A 17,442-nucleotide genomic window follows, 5' to 3' on the forward strand; every position below is an offset into this window, starting at 1 on the left:
GAGGCAGGAAAGCCCTCATGCTATCACTCCGGGATGATGAGCTTCATTCAGTAGAGGGGTAGATTTGCGCTATATACCTATATATATTTCCTGATTATACTAATTCGTTACACCCGTCCCGGAGGAGAAAACAATGTTCAAACGCGTCGTATCGGTAGCCGCCATATCCCTGTTTCTGCAAGGCACAGCACAAGCTGATGAGTTGGTTGTGGCTGCGGCTGCCAGCCTGACCAATGCTTTCAAGGAACTGGCAGGCCAGTTTGAGGCAGAGCACCCCGGCACCAAGGTGCTGACCAGCTTCGCCGCATCGGATGTATTGCTGCAGCAGATCGTTAATGGTGCTCCGGTGGATGTGTTTGCCTCGGCCGACCAGAAAGCCATGAACAAGGCAGAAGAGGCCAAGGCTGTGGATCCTGCTACCCGCAAGAATTTTGTGCAGAATCAGGTTGTGCTGATTGTGCCTAGCGACAACCCTGCCAAGGTTACGAACGCTGGCGATCTGGGCAAGGCGGAAGTCAAACGCGTTGCTTTGGGTAATCCGGCTGTCGTCCCTGTGGGACGTTATACTCAGGCCGCTCTGGAGAAAGCCGGTCAGTGGGATGCGGTGAAACAGCGTGAAATTCTGGGCCAGAACGTGCGCCAGGTGCTGGATTATGTCGCTCGTGGTGAAGTGGAAGCCGGTTTCGTGTTCGCGACTGACGCGGCCATCATGAAAGACAAGGTGGAAGTGCTGGAAGTGCTCAAGACCACGGAACCTGTCACTTACCCGATCGCCTTGGTGCAGCGCGAAGGCCGTAATGACAAGGCTCAGGCTTTCCAGGATTTCGTCATGTCTGAATCCGGACAGCAAGTGCTGGCAAAATACGGTTTTGCCAAGCCTTGATAGGATTTTGATAGCCGGATGACTTCACTTTGGATTCCCCTGTGCTTATCGCTCAAGGTCGCCGGTTGGGCGACCTTGTTCGCCTGTGTGCTGGGTATAGGGGTGGCCTATGCCTTGTCACGCTGGCAGTCGCGTTGGTGTGACCTGCTTGATTCCATCCTGACCTTGCCCATGGTTTTGCCGCCTACCGTCATCGGCTATTACCTGCTGGTCTTGCTGGGTCGGCGCAGTGCCTTTGGGCAATGGCTCTCCAGCATGGGCATTGAGCTGGTCTTTACCTGGCAGGGGGCGGTGATTGCCGCCACTGTCGTGGCCTTTCCCATGATTTTGAAGGCAGCGCGTGCGGCTTTTGAGGACGTGGACCCCCGCCTGGAAAATGCGGCCAGCGTGCTGGGCCTGAAACCCCTGGCCATCTTCTTTCGTGTCAGCCTGCCTTTGGCAGCGCGTGGCATCATGGCAGGCGTTTTGCTGGCCTTTGCCCGCGCTTTGGGCGAGTTCGGCGCTACGTTGATGATCGCGGGCAGCATACCGGGGCGCACCCAAACCATGTCCATCGCCATTTACGAGGCAGTCCAGGCAGGGGAGGATCAGCAGGCATTGGTGCTGGTCGCTATTATTTCGATTACTTGTGTGCTGGTCCTGTGGAGTACCAGTGCCTTGTCACCCCGTCACGTACGCCGTAAAAGAGGGATGCAATGAGCCTGACTGTACAGATTCAACGCACCGTGGTCAGCGAGGCCCGTCATTTCGACTTGAACATTCAGATTCAAACCGAAGCCCGTCATATTGCCCTGTACGGGCCTTCGGGTTCGGGCAAGTCCTTGACGGTGCAAAGCGTGGCGGGCTTGTTGCGGCCCGACCATGGCCGCATTCAAATTGGCAATCAGGTCTATTTTGATTCTGAAAAAGGCATCAACCTGAAACCACGCGAGCGTCGGGTGGCGTACCTGTTTCAGGACTACGGCCTGTTCCCGCATCTGACCGCAGCACAGAATATTTGCTTTGGTCTGAACACGGGCTTGTTCAACCGCTCCGTGCGAGACATGCCTGCGGCTGCCCAGCGTTGGGTAGAAGCGTTTCAGCTGGAGTCGGTATTAAGCAGCTATCCCGCCCAGTTGTCTGGCGGGCAAAAGCAGCGTTGTGCCTTGGCGCGAGCCTTGGCTATTGAACCTCAGCTGCTTTTGCTGGATGAGCCTTTGGCGGCCCTGGATCAGGACTTGCGGGCGCGTTTGCGGGCTGAACTGGCTCAGTTGCAAAGCCAGATCGATATTCCCACTATCCTGATCACGCACGATCCTGAGGATGCCAGGGCCCTGGCCCAAGAGGTCTATCGTATTCGCGATGGACGCATTATCGAATGCTGTACCAGCGCGGATCTGGAAGTTCTTACAGCGTAGCGATCATCACGCTGGATGCCTTGAACAGTGCATAGGCGGATTGGCCTGCTTCCAGGTGCAAGCGCTGTGTGCTGTCCAGGGTGATGCTGGCGGTGACTGTCAGGCCCTGCGGCAGTTCCAGACGTACTTCTGCATTGACGGCACCGGTAATGACATCGGTAATCGTGCCGGGCAGTTGATTGCGTGCGGACAGGGAGTTACGGGTGTCGCCCGTGCCAATCATGATCGAGGACGCTTTCAGAAAGGCCAGAACTTTCTGCCCCTCACGCAGGCCCAGGTTTTCCGTGCTTTCTCGTGTGATGGACGCGACCACGATTTGGCCCTGGCCAATATCCACATGAATTTCGTCGTTGACGGCTCCCGTTTTAATCGTGGTAACGATACCGGGCAGTTGGTTGCGAGCCGAAGTTTGCATGATCATGGTTTGGAGTAACTCCATTTGAGTCGCCACGGAAGGCATTAAACGACCAATACGGCTCATGAAGCGTTGATGCAGCCGGTCGTAGGTTTGATACAGCTCCAGCAGTTCGACGGCTTTGGGCGTCAGGGTGGCACCGCCACCACGATGACCGCCCGTACTGCGCAGCACCAGAGGTTCGCCCGCCATATTGTTCATGATGTCGATGGCGTCCCAGGCCGCCTTGTAGCTGATGCCAATATGACGGGCAGCGGCAGAGATCGAGCCCTGCTCGGCAATGGCGGCCAGCAAGGCCATACGGCGGGCGCTACCCCAGGTATGGTCGCCAGTGCGCAGCGACAGGCTGCCGGTTAATTCGGTATTGGGGGTGTGTGAACTAGACATGGTGATAAGTGTAAGGGCGGGAACAAACTAGGGATAGAGCGCCGGTACAATGGCCGGATCAGCGCTGCTGGCCGTTCTGTTTTCTTGCAACCTTAACTGGTTTTTTCTATGTACGACACCCCTGCTGTTTCCATGGCTCAATTGCAGGAGCTCAATAGTGCCGAGACGGTTGTCTTGACCGTGAACAAGCGCTATGCGCGCCGCCTGCTGGGACATTTGTCGGCCCGTCTGGCGGGTGCTGGCGGGACAGTTGCCGTACCGGAAATTGTGCCTTTGGGCGCGTGGCTGGCGCAGGCCAGTGATCAGCTCTGCTTTTCCGAACAGTGGCAACCAGCCGCGCACCAGATGGATCGTTTCGCCGCCTTGCAGCGCTGGGAACACAGTATTGAGCAGTGCGAGGAAGAGGGCTATTTTCTGGATGTCGGTCAGGCAGCGCGCCTGGCCTGTGAAGCCGATACCTTGCTGGATGAGTGGAATATCGAGCTGAAACCCGGCGAGGCCAGCGTGGATTTTGAACGCTTCATGCAATGGCGCTCTCACTACCGGCAAAGCCTGGAGCAGGCAGATCTGGATGATGCAAACCTGGCTGCGGAGCGTGTGCTCAAAGCGGTGCGGGCAGGCGCCTTGCACATGCGTCATCGCCATATGGTGCTGCATGGTTTTCATGAATACTCCCCGCGTCTGCAAAGCCTCTTGAGTGGTTTGCAGGACATGGGGGTAGAGATTCTCCAGCTGCAGCACGAAGAGGCTCCGGCGACAGAGGTGTATCGGGTGCAGGCGCAGGATGCGGATACGGAATGGCGCTTGGCGGTGCAGTGGGCGCGTCGTCAATTGGACGAGGACCCGGATCGCACAGTAGCCATTGTGGCCGCGCAGCTGGAAACGCAATTGCCGCTGGTGCATCGTCTTTTGCGACAGGCCATGCACACGGATCAAGGTGCTTTGCCCTATAACGTGGCGGCAGCCCGATCCTTGGCTGAGTGGCCAGTGGTTGAAGCGGCCATGGCCTGGTTGAAGGCCTTGTTTACCTTGGCGACCAAGGGGCAGGCTGAGCCCGCCATGCTGGGCGAAGCCTTGCGTTTGGGAGCGTGTCAGGCAGAACAGTCTGAAGCAGGTGGCCGTGCCCGCATTGACAAGGCCTGGCGCGACAACCGCATTACACAAGTTAGCCGTAAAGAATTTGCCGACATGCTCAGCTTCCACACACCCGAACTGGCTCTGGCCTGGGGCAAGGCGGTGGAACGCTTCGAGTCCGTATCGGCAGGCGCTCAAGGAGTGGATACCTGGGCGTCGGTCATGCGCCAATGCCTGGAGGCTTTGGGCTTTCCTGGCACTAACCGTCTGGATAGTGCCCAGTTTCAAACTCTGGAGGCTTTGGAAGCCTTGCTGCTGCAATTGGCGCAGCAAGCGCCGGTCTTGGGTCGCATCAGTGCCTTGAAGGCACAAAGCGCTTTGGCCCGCATGGCCCGTGAAAATTTGTTCCAGCCACAACGAGACCCACGTTCCCGGCTGGACGTGCTGGGTTTTCTGGAAGCGGAAGGCGGGCGTTGGGATGCCGTATGGGTGCTGGGCCTGACCGATGATATTTTGCCTGCCGCCGTCAAACCGAATCCCTTGATTCCTGCCCAGGTGCTGCGCCGAGTCTCGGCGCCTCGAAGTACGCCGGAGCGGGAGCTGGAGTGGGCGCGCTGGATGCTGAGCGCCTTGCTGCGCTGTGGTAAACAGGTTTTGCTAAGTGCGCCTTTGCATCAGGGCGAACAGGAGCTGAGGCCCAGTCCCTTGATTGCTCATTGGCCTGTGCTTGAAATGCCTTGGGCGGTGCAGGCAGAGCAGGCCGTCGCACAGGAAGCCTTGCTGGACGAGCAAGGCCCCAGTCTGAAGCTGGAAGAGCGCATACGTGGCGGGATCAGCGTGCTGGATACGCAGGCTCGCAACCCCTTGTGGGCTTTCGTGAAGTTCCGTTTGCATGGTCAGGCCTTGCCCGATTACGCCCGTGTCGGCGATATGAATACACGTGGGATGTTCCTGCACCGCGCCGTCGAATTGTTCTGGCTGCGTGTGAAGGATCAGGACAGCCTGCATGAGCTGATTGGTGAGGGCTCACTGCTGGGTGTGGTGCAAGCATGTATCGAACAGGCCGCTCAGGAAGAGCTGGCCGATTATGGTCCGGTGCTGCGCAGCCTGGAAATGGAGCGGGGTCTGGCGGTCTTGAACGAGTACGCCCATCAGGAAGCCCAGCGCCCACCGTTTGCTCTGGGGGCGACGGAGCATGAATTGAGCTGGAATCGAGGCTTGTTACGTCTGAACCTGCGTCTGGATCGCTTGGATGATCTGGCTGATGGCGAGCAATTGCTGTTGGACTACAAAACCGGCATAGGCGAGCTGCGGCCCGATAAAGACTGGCTGCGGCCCAGACCCGTGAATCTGCAATTGCCGTTTTATGCCGCCGCCTTGCAGGATGAGGGCCGCACCGTCAGTGGTTTGGCCTTTGTACGCTTGCATGCCCGACAGGTCGGTTTAAGCGGTTTGGCCGCGCCCGGCATGGATATTGAGGGTCTGACCGAATTGGAGAGCGCCCAGCAGTGGACCGCCCAAATCGCGCAGTGGAAACAGGCGGTGGAAGGCTTGGCAGATGAGTTCCTGCAAGGGCAGGCCGCCAACCAGATCTGGAACCGCAACGATTTGCTGTATTGCGATGTTTTGCCCTTTTTACGTTTGTTCCAGGAAGACCTCCAAGACAATGGAGGAGAGGTGTAATGGTGACAGTCCCTAGCGATAGCCCCGCCCGTGCACGGGCACTGGACCCCGAGTCCTCCTTTCTGGTCCAGGCCCCAGCCGGTTCCGGCAAGACAGAGCTGCTGACCGATCGGATTCTGGCCTTGCTGGCTCGCGTGCAGCGGCCAGAAGAAATAGTGGCCATTACCTTCACCCGTAAAGCTGCGGCTGAAATGCATGCGCGTGTACTGGAGAAGTTGGCCGCTGCCAATCAGGAACGGCCTGCCGAGCCCTACCGGGTACGCAGCTGGGAACTGGCGCGTGCCGCCATGCAGCGCAATCAGGAGCAGCAGTGGGATTTGCTGGCTTACCCGGCCCGTTTAAGCATCCGGACCATCGACTCCTTGTGTGCCCACCTGGTACGCGCCATGCCCTGGATTACGGGGCTGGGCGGGGTTCCGGCCATTACCGATAAGGCCCAGGAGCATTACGAAGCGGCGGCTTGGGCCACGCTGGAGATGGCGGAAAGCGTGCCCAGCGTGGCGCGTTTTCTGGAACACATGGATGTGAACCTGCTGCAGGCGCAAGCTCTGTTGGCAGGTATGTTGGCCAGCCGTGATCAGTGGTTGCCAGCGGTGGGGCAGGGCGGTGATGTAGCCTTTTTACAAGACAGTTTGCATGAGGTGGTGGAGCAGCAGCTGCAGCAGCTAAGCGATTCACTGCCACCCGGTTGGGCGCGAACCTTGGCCCCCCTGGCCTGTTTTGCGGCCTCGAATCTGGAAAGCGGCGATGTGCTGGCCTTGGCGGATTGGCAAGGCGATAACCTGGCCCCGGTCATGGACGATTTGCCGCGCTGGCGTGGTCTGGCAGCCTTGTTGCTGACGGATAAAGGCGATCTGCGCAAAAGCCTGACGGTGCGTAATGGCTTTCCCCCTAAAACGGCACAAAAAGAAATGCTGACCGAGTGGTTGAGCAATTGTCTGGGTGCAGAGCCCTGGATTGCTCGCCTGGCCAGTGCACGCCTTTTGCCCGAGCAATACTCCCCCCAACAGCAAGAAGTCCTGTCCAATCTGATTCAGGTCTTGTGGCTGGCTGCGGCGCAATTGAAACTGCGCTTTGCCGAGAAAGCCGAGGTCGATTTCACCGAAATTGCCCAACGTGCCTTGCAAGCCTTGGGTGATGCCGACGAGCCGGGCGAGCTGCTCTTGCGCATGGACAGGTCCATACGCCATTTGCTGGTAGACGAGTTCCAGGACACCAGCCAATCCCAGGTGCAGTTGCTGGAACGCCTGACCAGTGGTTGGGAGCCGGGCGACGGGCGCAGCCTGTTTTTGGTGGGTGACCCCATGCAGTCCATTTACCGTTTCCGCAAGGCGGAAGTGGGTTTGTTTCTGCAAGTCTGGCAAGCTCGACGCTTGGGCGAAGTAGAGCTGGAACCACTGAATCTCAGTAATAACTTCCGTTCACATCCGCGCTTGGTGGAATGGGTGAACAAGGTGGGGGCGCAATTGTTTCCGGCTCGACCTGACCCGGATCTGGGCATGGTCACCTACGAACACTCCACCGCCTTCAAGCCCGATATCCCCGATTGGGCGGTGCACTTTCACCCGTCCTGGCATTTCCGAGTGGCACGGGGAGAGGATGCTGTGCCGTCGCAACAAGCGGCTCAAGAGCGTGCAGTGCAGGAGGCGGTTAAGTGTGCGGCCCAAGCTCTGGAACGTTATCAGGACAGCGAACATCCGGTGGCGATTCTGGTGCGAGCACGCTCGCACTTGCATGGTCTGGTGCGCAAGCTGGGCGAGCAGGGCATACCGTGTCGAGCCGTAGAACTGGAACCCTTGCAACAGCGTCCTGTGGTGGCTGATCTGGTGCAATTGGTCCGTGCCTTGGCGCACCCGGCTGATCGACTGGCTTGGCTGTCTGTCTTGCGCTCGCCATTGATCGGCCTGCGTTTGGAGAGCCTGCACCGCCTGTGCGCCTTGTATCCTACACAGACCTTGGCCGAGCTTACACACAATCAGGATTTTGAAGACTGGGATGCCAACGAGCGTGCTCGTCTGCTCTTTGCTTGCCAGATCTTGCTGGACAAAGGCAATCGTAGTGGCTTGATGCCGTTTGCTGCCTGGGTGCAGGAATGCTGGACGCGCTTGGGCGGGCCGCAAGTCTATCCAAGCCTGGCTGATCAGGCGGATGCAGAACAAGTCTTGCGTCTGCTGGAGGAGTTATGCCCTTACGGACCGCCCGACCAGCAACAATTGCAGGCCCGTGTGGAGTCGCTGTATGCCACTCCGCAAGGTACGGGCAAGGCCGTGGAGGTGATGACGATTCACAAATCCAAGGGGCTGGAGTTCGAAACCGTCATCTTGTTTGGCTTGCACAAGCAATCGGCAGCCGATTCCGAGCCGTTGATTCGTCTGGAGCACAGCGCCGAGCGCTTGATTCTGGGGCCGATCAGTCACAAGGGCAGCGAGCAGCGCGATCCGGTGTCGCAGTTTCTGGCGGCGCGGGAGCGTATCCGGGCCGAGCAGGAAAGCCACCGCTTGTTATATGTGGCCCTGACGCGTGCCCGTCAGGAGCTGCATCTGTTTGCGGAATTGAGTATCACCCAGGATAAGGGCCTGCGCGAGCCGGATGGCCGCTCCTTGCTGAGCCGTGTCTGGCCGGTCCTGGAGCAGCCACAGGCTCCTGTTTGGCAAGCCGAGCAGGGCGGACAGCAAGAGGAATCCGGGCAAGGTTCCGCGGCATTGTTGCAGCGAGTGGTGAGCTTGCCGGCCGCGCCGCCCGAGCAGTTGCAGGCCGACAGCCCGCAGTATCAAAGCTGGCAGTGGTCTCTGGACACGACTCATGAAAAAGCCATTGGTACGGTTGCCCACGACTGGCTGGAAAAGCTGGGCCGTGAAGGGCTGGAGCAATGGCCGGTAGAACGCTTGCAGCAAGGCCGCGCCGTGATGCGTCGTCAACTGTTGCGTGCTGGTGTGCCAGCGACCTATCTGGATGAAGCCGCCCAATCCCTGTTTGAAGCGATTACTGCGACCGTACAGACGGAACGGGGCCGCTGGCTGCTGGGCGTCAGCCGAGCTTACCGGGAATGGTCCTTGCTGGACGTCAGTGGCCGGGTGTCGATTATTGACCTGGCCATTTCCCAGGAAGATCACTGGCTGGTGGTGGATTACAAGACCGGACGACCTGCCGAGCATGAAAGTCTGGACGATTTCAAGGCCCGGATGCTGGAGCGTTATGCGCCGCAATTGCAGCGGTATTGTGAGCAGGTGCAGGCTCTGGATGGCCGGCCCGCGCAGGCTGCGCTTTATTTCCCGAGAGCCGATCTTTGGCTGCCGTATTGATGCTACACTATTGGTCGGCGGGCCCCTCCGCATGGTTCGGCGGTGAATCTGGTCAGGTCGGGAACGAAGCAGCCACAGCCGTGCAGAATCAGTGCCGGAGTCAGGCTCGCCACTTCATTTGCTTATCGGGTTATGCGCGCCCGGTCTATCTGCTTCCCTTCAGCACCGAATCCGGTACACTTTTCCTTTCGCTTATTTGTATTGATGGTTCACGCCGTCCGGAATTCGCATGACCTATCTCGTACTGGCCCGCAAGTGGCGCCCCCGTTCCTTTGACACCTTGGTTGGTCAGGACCACGTGGTGCGCGCTCTGACGCACGCCCTGGATACCCAGCGCCTGCACCATGCCTGGCTGTTTACGGGCACACGCGGCGTGGGCAAGACCACCTTGTCGCGTATTCTGGCCAAGTCGCTGAACTGCGAAACTGGCATCACTTCCAAGCCCTGTGGCGTTTGCCGCGCTTGTACCGAGATTGATGCGGGCCGCTTTATTGATTATGTAGAGCTGGACGCTGCCTCCAACCGAGGTGTGGAAGAGATGACCCAGCTGCTGGAGCAGGCGGTCTACGCCCCCAGCTCGGGCCGTTACAAGGTCTACATGATTGACGAAGTTCACATGCTGACCGGGCACGCCTTCAACGCCATGCTCAAGACGCTGGAAGAGCCGCCAGCGCACGTCAAATTCATTCTGGCCACGACCGATCCGCAAAAGATTCCGGTCACGGTCTTGTCGCGCTGTCTGCAATTCAATTTGAAGCAGATGACAGTGCCCGCGATTGTGGGTCACCTGCAAGACATTCTGACCCAGGAAGAAATGCAGTTCGAGCTGCCCGCCTTGCGTTTGCTGGCGCAGGCAGCCGATGGCTCCATGCGGGATGCCTTGTCGCTGAGCGACCAGGCTATTGCCTATAGCGCAGGCGATCTTAGCGCCCAGGCTGTACAAGCCATGCTGGGCACCATTGATCAACGCCACCTGGCGCAATTGCTGCAAGCGCTGGTCGCTTATGATGCGCAGGCCATTATGGGTGTGGCCGATGATCTGGCCTTGCGTGGCCTGTCTTATTCGGGCGCTCTGGCTGATCTGGCAACCTTGTTGTCCCGTATCGCCATCGAGCAGCGCATTCCCGGCACGATTTCTGATGATGATCCTCTGGCTGAGGCAGTGCGGCAATTAGCGCCCATGCTCTCGCCCGATCATGTGCAGTTGTTTTATTCGGTAGCGGTGCATAGCCGTCAGGAGCTGTCTTTGGCTCCGGATGAGTACGCCGGTTTTGTGATGGCGTGCTTGCGCATGCTGGCTTTGCTGCCCGAGCCTGTCTCGGCGTATGTGCCGCCAGCAGGGCCTTCGGGATCTGATACTGCTGGTGCTGGTGCTGGTGCTGGTGCTGGTGCTGGTGCGGCTCAGGCTGCTCCCGCTCCTGCGGCAGCCCTCGCTGTCTCTGTTGATGCCGCCGCCTCTGCCGCGCCTCTACAGCAAGCTGCGCAGGGTGCGCAAACAGAGCCGAGCGCACAAACTGCACAAGCAGCGCAAACCACTCAGCCTGCGGTTAACCCACAGGCCGCGTCTCAGCAGGCACAGGCTTCTGCCTCTGCAGCCGCCCCGGTCGCTGATGTTGCCCGTGCACATGCAGCCCAAGCAGCGCCTGTCGCAGAATCCATCCCTGCTGACGACGATTTTGTCCCGGCCTGGGAAGATGCTCCCGAGCCTGCCGGTGCAGGGGCCAGCTATGACTCTTCAGAGTCTGCCCCAGCAGATGCAAACTTTGACGCCGGTTCCGCGACCAGTCAGCCTCAAGAAGCTGCGACTGCAGTTGCTGACAGCAGCGCTGTTGAGGCCGCCCAAGCGGCATCGACTCCATCCGTTCCGTCCGTCCAGCCAGCCGCAGAGTCCACTTCCGCAGCCCAGGCAGACTCCTCTGCCGACCCTGTAGCAGAGTCCTCCAAAGCCCAGGGTAAGAGCAGTGCTCAGCCCTTGATGTCGTCTCAGGCTCAGGCCGCCGCCCGAGTAGAACCCGTGGCTGAAGAAGCGCCGCCAGCCGTCTCCACCCAGGACGGCCCGGAAGAGCCCGCCTGGCTGTCCGAGGGCATGGACGAAGAGTTCGAGAATTACCAACCTCTGGATATGGACGCGGCTCGTGCCGAAGAAGACGGCGATGTACCGTCTGTGTCCCTGTCTGATCGCTTCATGCCCGATACTGAACTGGGCCTGCCTGTACCGCAAAGCGGCTCGGACAGCCCGCGTACCGTCCGTCTGGGCGGCATGAAACCGGAAACCTGGCCCGAAGTGGCAACCAGCCTGCCCTTAAGTGGCTGGGCCGCTGAATTGGCCCGCCAGAGCGAATGGCTGGGCGTGAAAGGCCAGGAAATCCATCTGCGTGCCAAAATCAAGGCCACTGAAGGCAGCCAGGGCAAAGCGCGCTTGCGCACCGTTTTGTCGGAATACTTTGCCCAGTCCATTCAGTTGGTGATCGAATACGGGGATACGGGCGATGCTACCGCGCATGCCGTGGAGCAGGCCAAGCTGGCCGAGCGCCAGCGGCAGGCCGAAGAGCAGGTTGCCCAGGATCCCTTTGTCTTGAGCCTGATCCAGGACTTTGACGGCAGCGTCAAAGCCGGGTCGATCAAGGCCACTCCTTTGGTTCGGGCCGCCTGAATGGCCCCTTGTCAATTTATATCAATCAGGAAAACCAAACCATGATGAAAGGTCAGATTGCCGGCTTGATGCGCCAGGCGCAGCAAATGCAGGAAAACATGAAAAAGGCCCAGGAAGCCTTGGCCGATATCGAGGTCGAGGGCGTTTCCGGCGGTGGTCTGGTCAAGGTCATCATGAACTGCCGCCACGATGTGCGCCGTGTCTCTATCGACCCCAGCCTGCTGGAAGACGAAAAAGAGATGCTGGAAGATTTGATTGCTGCTGCCTTTAACGATGCACAGCGCAAAGCCGAGGCAACGTCGCAGGAAAAAATGGCGGGTGTTACCGCTGGCCTGCCACTGCCACCCGGTATGAAGTTCCCGTTCTAATGAACGAACCGCAGATCGCTGAGCCCGAACCGCTTCGGGCTCTGATCCAGGCTCTGCGTCGGCTACCCGGTGTGGGCGAGCGTAGCGCTCGCCGCATGGCCTACCACTTGTTGCAACACGACCTGGTAGGCGCCGACCAATTGAGCCGCGCTCTTGAACATGCCACGACGGCACTGCAGCACTGTCAGCGCTGCAATGGTTTCACTGTTCAACCTATCTGTGAAACCTGTGCCAATCCCCGCCGTGATCCGGCGTTGTTGTGTGTGGTGGAGACGCCTGCCGATCAAAACATGATCGAGGCTACGCATGGCTATCGAGGCCTTTACTATGTGCTGATGGGGCGTTTGACGCCGCTGGAAGGCATAGGCCCGGATGCCTTGCAATTTGACCGCTTGCTAGAGCGAGCCGGTGATGGCCAAGTGCAGGAAGTGATTCTAGCGACCAATTTCACCGCAGAGGGCGAAACCACCGCCCATCATTTGGCGGAAATGCTCACTAGCCAAGGTTTGAAAGTGACTCGACTGGCACGCGGTGTGCCAGCCGGGAGCGAGCTGGAGTACGTAGACCCCAGCACCATTGCCTGGGCCTTGATGGAGCGTCGCGCCACGTAAACGGGTTTGACCGCTTGGCGGACAAGGGGGGGACACCCCCCTTTGTTTTTTAGTATAAGTATCAGACCTAAATAATTAATGACCAACAACAAGAAGGGGATTGCCATGAAACTGACTCGTCGTCATGCACTCAAGCTGGTTGGAGCATCGGGATTGGCACTGTCGCTGCCAACATTGGCCCGTGCACAGGAAATCGAGAAAAAAAGCATCACGATTGCCGTCGGTGGCAAAGCGCTGATCTATTACCTGCCTTTGTCCATTGCCGAGATCAACGGCTATTTTGATGATGAAGGCCTCAAGGTCAAAGTGGCCGACTTTGCCGGTGGCTCCAAGGCCCTGCAAGCGGTTGTCGGTGGCAGTGCCGATGTCGTCTCAGGCGCTTTTGAGCACACCATCAACTTGCAGGCCAAAGGCCAGATGTACCGTGCCTTTGTGCAGCAAGGACGCGCACCGGCCATCGTTTTGGCCGTGTCCAACAAGACGATGGCTGACTATAAGTCGCCTGCGGATTTGAAGGGCAAGAAAATCGGTGTGACCGCACCGGGTTCCTCGACCAATATGATGGTCAACTTCTATCTGGAACAGAACGGTCTGAAACCCTCGGACGTGGCCTTTATCGGCGTAGGCGCTGGCGCGGGTGCGGTTACTGCCATGCGTACGGGTCAGATCGATGCCATGGCTAACCTGGACCCGGTTATCGGCACCTTGCTCAAGGAAAACGAAGTACGTGTCATTGCTGACACCCGTACCGTTGCCGACACCAAGACCATTTTTGGCGGCAATATGCCTTCGGCCTGCTTGTACGCTTCTGAAGACTTTATCACCAAGAATCCGAACACGGCTCAGGCCCTGGCCAACGCCATCGTGCGCGCCGACAAATGGATTCAGGCCAATGACGCTGAAACCATTGCCAAAACCGTGCCTGCCACCTACCTGCTGGGTGATGTAGAGCTGTACAAGCAATGTCTGGACGCCAATAAAGAAGCACTCTCGCCAGATGGTCTGGTCGATGCTGATGGCCCCGCTACCGCCTTGAATGCGCTGGCCGCTTTTGTGCCGAATCTGGACGCATCCAAGATTGATACCAGCAAGATCTTCACCAACGAATTTGCTGAAAAAGCCAACAAGAAGTATCCCAATGTCTGAGGCAGCACTTTCTTTAGATAACATCAGCTGTGTTTTTGCCTCCCGCGATGGCAAAGGTACGTACACAGCGGTTCGTGACGCCAGCCTGAACATTGCTCCAGGCGAGTTTGTGTCGGTTGTAGGCCCAACGGGCTGCGGCAAATCCACGCTCCTGAACGTAGGGGCGGGTTTGCTGAGCCCTTCGTCGGGCGAAGTGCGTGTGTTCGGTAAACCCCTGGAAGGGGTGAACGAGCGCGCTGGCTACATGTTCCAGGGCGAAGCACTCATGCCCTGGCGCAGTGCCGAATCCAACGTGATGGCCGGTCTGGAGTTTGCTGGTGTCCCGCAGGACGAGGCCCGCGCCCGTGCCCAGGAATGGCTCAAGCGAGTCGGCCTGGGTGGCTTTGGGGATCGTTATCCGCATCAGATGTCTGGCGGTATGCGCAAACGCGTCATGCTGGCCCAGACCCTGATTCGTGATCCCGACATCATTCTGATGGACGAGCCGTTTTCGGCACTGGACATTCAGACCCGCCAATTGATGGAAAACGAAGTGCTGGAGATCTGGATGGCGCAGCGTAAAGCCGTGCTGTTCATCACGCACGACCTGGACGAAGCCATTGCCATGAGCGATCGGGTGGTGGTTCTGTCGGCCGGGCCGGGCACTCATCCCATCGGCGAATTTCATGTCGATCTTCCACGCCCTCGTGACGTGGCCGAAGTACGCAACGACCCCCGCTTTGTCGAATTGCATGCGGCAATCTGGGCCGTCTTGCGTGATGAAGTTCTGAAGGGTTATGCCCAGCAAAAGCGTGCCTGATATGTCTAAATCTATTACTCAATCCAAGCTGGCCCTGCGCGGCTGGCAAATTTCGCTGCTCATCGTCATTCTGGCTGCCTGGCACTTTTTTACGCTGGACCCCAAAGTAGCCTTCTTCTTTGGCCAGCCACTGGAAGTGGTCAAGGTGATCTGGGCCTGGTTCGTCACCAATGGTGATATTTACCTGCACCTGGGTGTGACCTTGAGCGAAACCTTGCTGGCCTTTGCCATCGGTACGATTGCCGGCCTGGCTTGCGGTCTGTGGCTGGGCCTGTCGCCGCGTGCAGCTGCCTTGCTGGACCCGTACCTGACGGCAGCCAACTCCATGCCGCGCGTCATTCTGGCGCCTATCTTCGGCATGTGGTTTGGTCTGGGCATCTGGTCCAAAGTGGCTCTGGCCGTGACACTGGTGTTTTTCATCGTGTTCTTCAACGTGTACCAGGGTGTACGTGAGGTCAGCTCCACCTTGCTGGACAACGCCCGCATGCTGGGTGCCAGCCGTCGCCAGTTGCTGCGCCACGTCTATATCCCTTCGGCAACCAGCTGGGTGTTCTCCAGCCTGCACACCTCGGTCGGTCTGGCCTTTGTGGGTGCTGTGGTGGGTGAATACCTGGGTTCAGCCAGTGGGGTCGGTTATCTGATCCTGCAGGCAGAGGGCACATTGGACGTGAATACGGTGTTTGCCGGTATTGTGGTGCTTACGGTATTTGCGCTGATTCTGGATGGACTGGTCAGTGTGTTTGAAGACCGCTTGTTGGCCTGGCGGCCACAAGGTGGCGGTACAGAAAAGCTCTGATCCATGTCGCTTGCGGTCAGATAGCGATCTGACAGGGCTTGCCCCGAAAACCGGCTTCTTTTTGGAGAGGCCGGTTTTTTTGTGCCGGCATTTTTGTGGCTCGGCATTTTGGTGAGCGCTGAAAGTTCAAAAAACTGAAGCCTAGTGGGGAGCACGTCGTGCCTTGAGGAAGCCATGCACGGCTTGAGGCGTTTTTCTGCTTAGAGTCACTTTGGATAGGACTCAGCGCAAAGCAGAAAGCAGGCCTATTTAGGCTGATATATAACCCTTGATCAAGATCCGTTCATTTGTTTGGAAATGAGAATTGTTGTTATTATCAGCCTTCTCATTTCCTTGCAGGCTCTTTGCTTTCATGTCCGACCGCCGTGCCTTTCGTAAAACCTGGCTTGCTCACTACAGTGAGCTGCTGGGGGCGTGGCGGCGTCGATCTCAAGTTGATCACGATGTGGAAGATGCCATGCACGACGCCGTGCTGCGCATACTGGAAAACGGCTCGGTTTCGGCTGATAATCCGGCCGCCTATCTGCAACGCAGTACCTCCAACGGTCTGATCGACCGACACAGACGGGAGGAAAAGCTGCCCATGGTGCCTTTGCATGAACTGCATGAGTCCGAGCATCCGCTGGCAGTTGGCCCGGAGTCCCAGGTTTATTCCAGCCAGATGGTCGATGATTTAAGAACGGTTCTGGATGAACTGCCGGACATTTGCAGGCAGGTGTATATTTACCAGCGCCTGGAGGGAAGCTCCCATGCCGAGATTGCCCGTGAATTGGGCATCTCCCGTGCCATGGTGGAAAAGCATATGAACAAAGCGCTGCGTCATTTGAGTACAAGGTTACAGAAGTATGCCCCCTGATGTCCTGAACGCAGCGACCGCGCAGGATCAGGCGGCCGCCTGGTTTTCTCATCTGCGCTCGGGTGAGGCCTCGCCCGAGGATTGGCGTGCCTTCGAGCAATGGCGACAGTCTGATCAGGAGCATGATCGCTGTTACCGCCATCTGGAGGCGATCTGGCAAGCGACCTTGCAGATTCCCGAGTCCGAGCTGCGGGCTGCCTTGCGGGCTTCGCGCCCATCGACCCCAGTCAACAAGCCACGCCGTCGTTTTGCCTGGGGCATGACGGCAGGACTGTGTGCGGCGGGGGTACTTGCAGCCGTAGGCATACGGGCTAGCCTGGATGCTGAACCTTCCTATCAAACCACATTGACGACCCCACGCGGGCTGCACGAGGAATTGCGTCTGCCCGATGGCTCTACCTTGATGGCCAATACCGGCACACGCGCACAGATTCGTTTTTACGAGAATGAGCGTGTCGTTGATCTGTATGCAGGCGAGGTGTTCTTTGATGTGCAGCCTGATCGGTCCCGACCGTTTGTGGTGCATGCCGGGCAAAGCAGGGTGGTGGTCACAGGTACGCGCTTCAATGTTCTGCATGAGCAGCAGCAATTACAGGTGACGGTGGAGTCCGGTTCAGTCAAGGTGCAGCAGGGTGCCTGGTGGGACCGGGATACACGCTTGCTGGAGCGTGGGCAATCCGTTCACACGGCTGAGGATGCTCCTCTGGGACAGGTACAAAAGGCGGATCTGGATACCAGCCTGGCGTGGCGTAACGGCATGATTGTGTTCGAAAATACGCCGCTGGAGCAGGCGGTAGCGCAGATCAATCGTTACTTGCCGCAAGCGGCCGTTTTTAATGCACCCCGTTTTGCCTCCTACAAGGTAGCTGGGGTTTTCAGTGTAAATGAGCCTTTGGCCCTGATTCATACCTTGCCCGACCTGGTGCCGGTGAAAATTCAAACCTTGCCCAGCGGACAACTGCGAATCAGCGAATAGAGCCCGAGTTTGCCTGGCAATCCAGGCTCTGTTTTTTATTTATCAAAAATAATTCTCATTTTTGTTCCGGTGTTTTGATTCTGGTTCGTCGATAGA

Annotated in this window: 14 protein-coding genes and 1 other RNA gene; 14 read left to right on the forward strand and 1 reads right to left on the reverse strand. The window is 58.2% G+C overall.

All coding sequences use genetic code 11. From position 1 onward, the window contains the following. Window positions 1–133: 133 nt before the first annotated feature. The 3 genes from modA to D0C27_RS18735 are packed head-to-tail and all read left to right on the forward strand — an operon-like array spanning window position 134 to window position 2,280. Window positions 134–883 carry a molybdate ABC transporter substrate-binding protein gene (gene modA, locus D0C27_RS18725; RefSeq protein WP_137431440.1) on the forward strand — a complete coding sequence of 250 codons (750 nt, stop codon included), beginning with the start codon at window positions 134–136 and terminating at the stop codon, window positions 881–883. Window positions 884–901: 18 nt separating this feature from the next. Continuing rightward, on the forward strand, window positions 902–1,582 hold the full coding sequence (gene modB / locus D0C27_RS18730; RefSeq protein WP_009461324.1) for a molybdate ABC transporter permease subunit: 681 nt from the start codon (window positions 902–904) through the stop codon (window positions 1,580–1,582). After that, on the forward strand, window positions 1,579–2,280 hold the full coding sequence (locus tag D0C27_RS18735) for a sulfate/molybdate ABC transporter ATP-binding protein (protein WP_137431441.1): 702 nt from the start codon (window positions 1,579–1,581) through the stop codon (window positions 2,278–2,280). Before modB ends, D0C27_RS18735 begins: the two co-directional genes overlap by 4 nt. Here the strand turns inward: D0C27_RS18735 and D0C27_RS18740 are convergent. Continuing rightward, complete coding sequence (locus D0C27_RS18740; protein WP_137431442.1) at window positions 2,270–3,082, reverse strand: TOBE domain-containing protein; 813 nt, start codon at window positions 3,080–3,082, stop codon at window positions 2,270–2,272. The two genes, D0C27_RS18735 and D0C27_RS18740, sit on opposite strands and share 11 nt — an antisense overlap. 108 nt (window positions 3,083–3,190) lie before the next feature. Between D0C27_RS18740 and D0C27_RS18745 the strand changes: the two genes are divergently transcribed. The 11 genes from D0C27_RS18745 (at window position 3,191) to D0C27_RS18795 (ending at window position 17,346) form a co-directional block, all read left to right on the forward strand. Next, the gene (locus D0C27_RS18745; protein ID WP_137431443.1) at window positions 3,191–5,839 is read left to right on the forward strand and encodes a hypothetical protein; all 2,649 of its coding nucleotides are present in this window, start codon (window positions 3,191–3,193) and stop codon (window positions 5,837–5,839) included. After that, a complete protein-coding gene (locus tag D0C27_RS18750) occupies window positions 5,839–9,141 on the forward strand; it encodes a UvrD-helicase domain-containing protein (protein WP_137431444.1) in 3,303 nt (1,100 codons plus the stop codon). Before D0C27_RS18745 ends, D0C27_RS18750 begins: the two co-directional genes overlap by 1 nt. 16 nt (window positions 9,142–9,157) lie before the next feature. Further along, window positions 9,158–9,255, forward strand: an RNA gene (ffs, locus tag D0C27_RS18755) — signal recognition particle sRNA small type. Window positions 9,256–9,370: 115 nt separating this feature from the next. Beyond that, complete coding sequence (dnaX, locus tag D0C27_RS18760) at window positions 9,371–11,794, forward strand: DNA polymerase III subunit gamma/tau (RefSeq protein WP_137431445.1); 2,424 nt, start codon at window positions 9,371–9,373, stop codon at window positions 11,792–11,794. 41 nt (window positions 11,795–11,835) lie between these two features. Then, complete coding sequence (locus tag D0C27_RS18765) at window positions 11,836–12,162, forward strand: YbaB/EbfC family nucleoid-associated protein (protein ID WP_009463063.1); 327 nt, start codon at window positions 11,836–11,838, stop codon at window positions 12,160–12,162. After that, window positions 12,162–12,773: a recombination mediator RecR gene (gene recR, locus D0C27_RS18770; RefSeq protein WP_003803396.1), complete on the forward strand. Its 612-nt coding sequence runs from the start codon at window positions 12,162–12,164 to the stop codon at window positions 12,771–12,773. The genes D0C27_RS18765 and recR overlap by 1 nt, the downstream gene beginning before the upstream one ends. 105 nt (window positions 12,774–12,878) lie before the next feature. Then, window positions 12,879–13,919: an ABC transporter substrate-binding protein gene (locus D0C27_RS18775; protein ID WP_035271448.1), complete on the forward strand. Its 1,041-nt coding sequence runs from the start codon at window positions 12,879–12,881 to the stop codon at window positions 13,917–13,919. Further along, window positions 13,912–14,718: an ABC transporter ATP-binding protein gene (locus D0C27_RS18780; protein ID WP_060185647.1), complete on the forward strand. Its 807-nt coding sequence runs from the start codon at window positions 13,912–13,914 to the stop codon at window positions 14,716–14,718. The genes D0C27_RS18775 and D0C27_RS18780 overlap by 8 nt, the downstream gene beginning before the upstream one ends. Window position 14,719: 1 nt before the next feature. Then, complete coding sequence (locus tag D0C27_RS18785) at window positions 14,720–15,514, forward strand: ABC transporter permease (protein ID WP_009463067.1); 795 nt, start codon at window positions 14,720–14,722, stop codon at window positions 15,512–15,514. Between the two features lie 352 nt (window positions 15,515–15,866). Then, window positions 15,867–16,370 carry a sigma-70 family RNA polymerase sigma factor gene (locus tag D0C27_RS18790; RefSeq protein WP_060185648.1) on the forward strand — a complete coding sequence of 168 codons (504 nt, stop codon included), beginning with the start codon at window positions 15,867–15,869 and terminating at the stop codon, window positions 16,368–16,370. Beyond that, window positions 16,360–17,346 (forward strand): FecR family protein, encoded by a 987-nt coding sequence (locus tag D0C27_RS18795; protein ID WP_137431446.1) that lies wholly within the window; start codon window positions 16,360–16,362, stop codon window positions 17,344–17,346. Before D0C27_RS18790 ends, D0C27_RS18795 begins: the two co-directional genes overlap by 11 nt. Window positions 17,347–17,442 lie beyond the last annotated feature (96 nt).

The sequence above is a fragment of the Alcaligenes faecalis genome (genome assembly GCF_005311025.1).
Taxonomy (GTDB): Bacteria; Pseudomonadota; Gammaproteobacteria; order Burkholderiales; family Burkholderiaceae_B; genus Alcaligenes; species Alcaligenes phenolicus.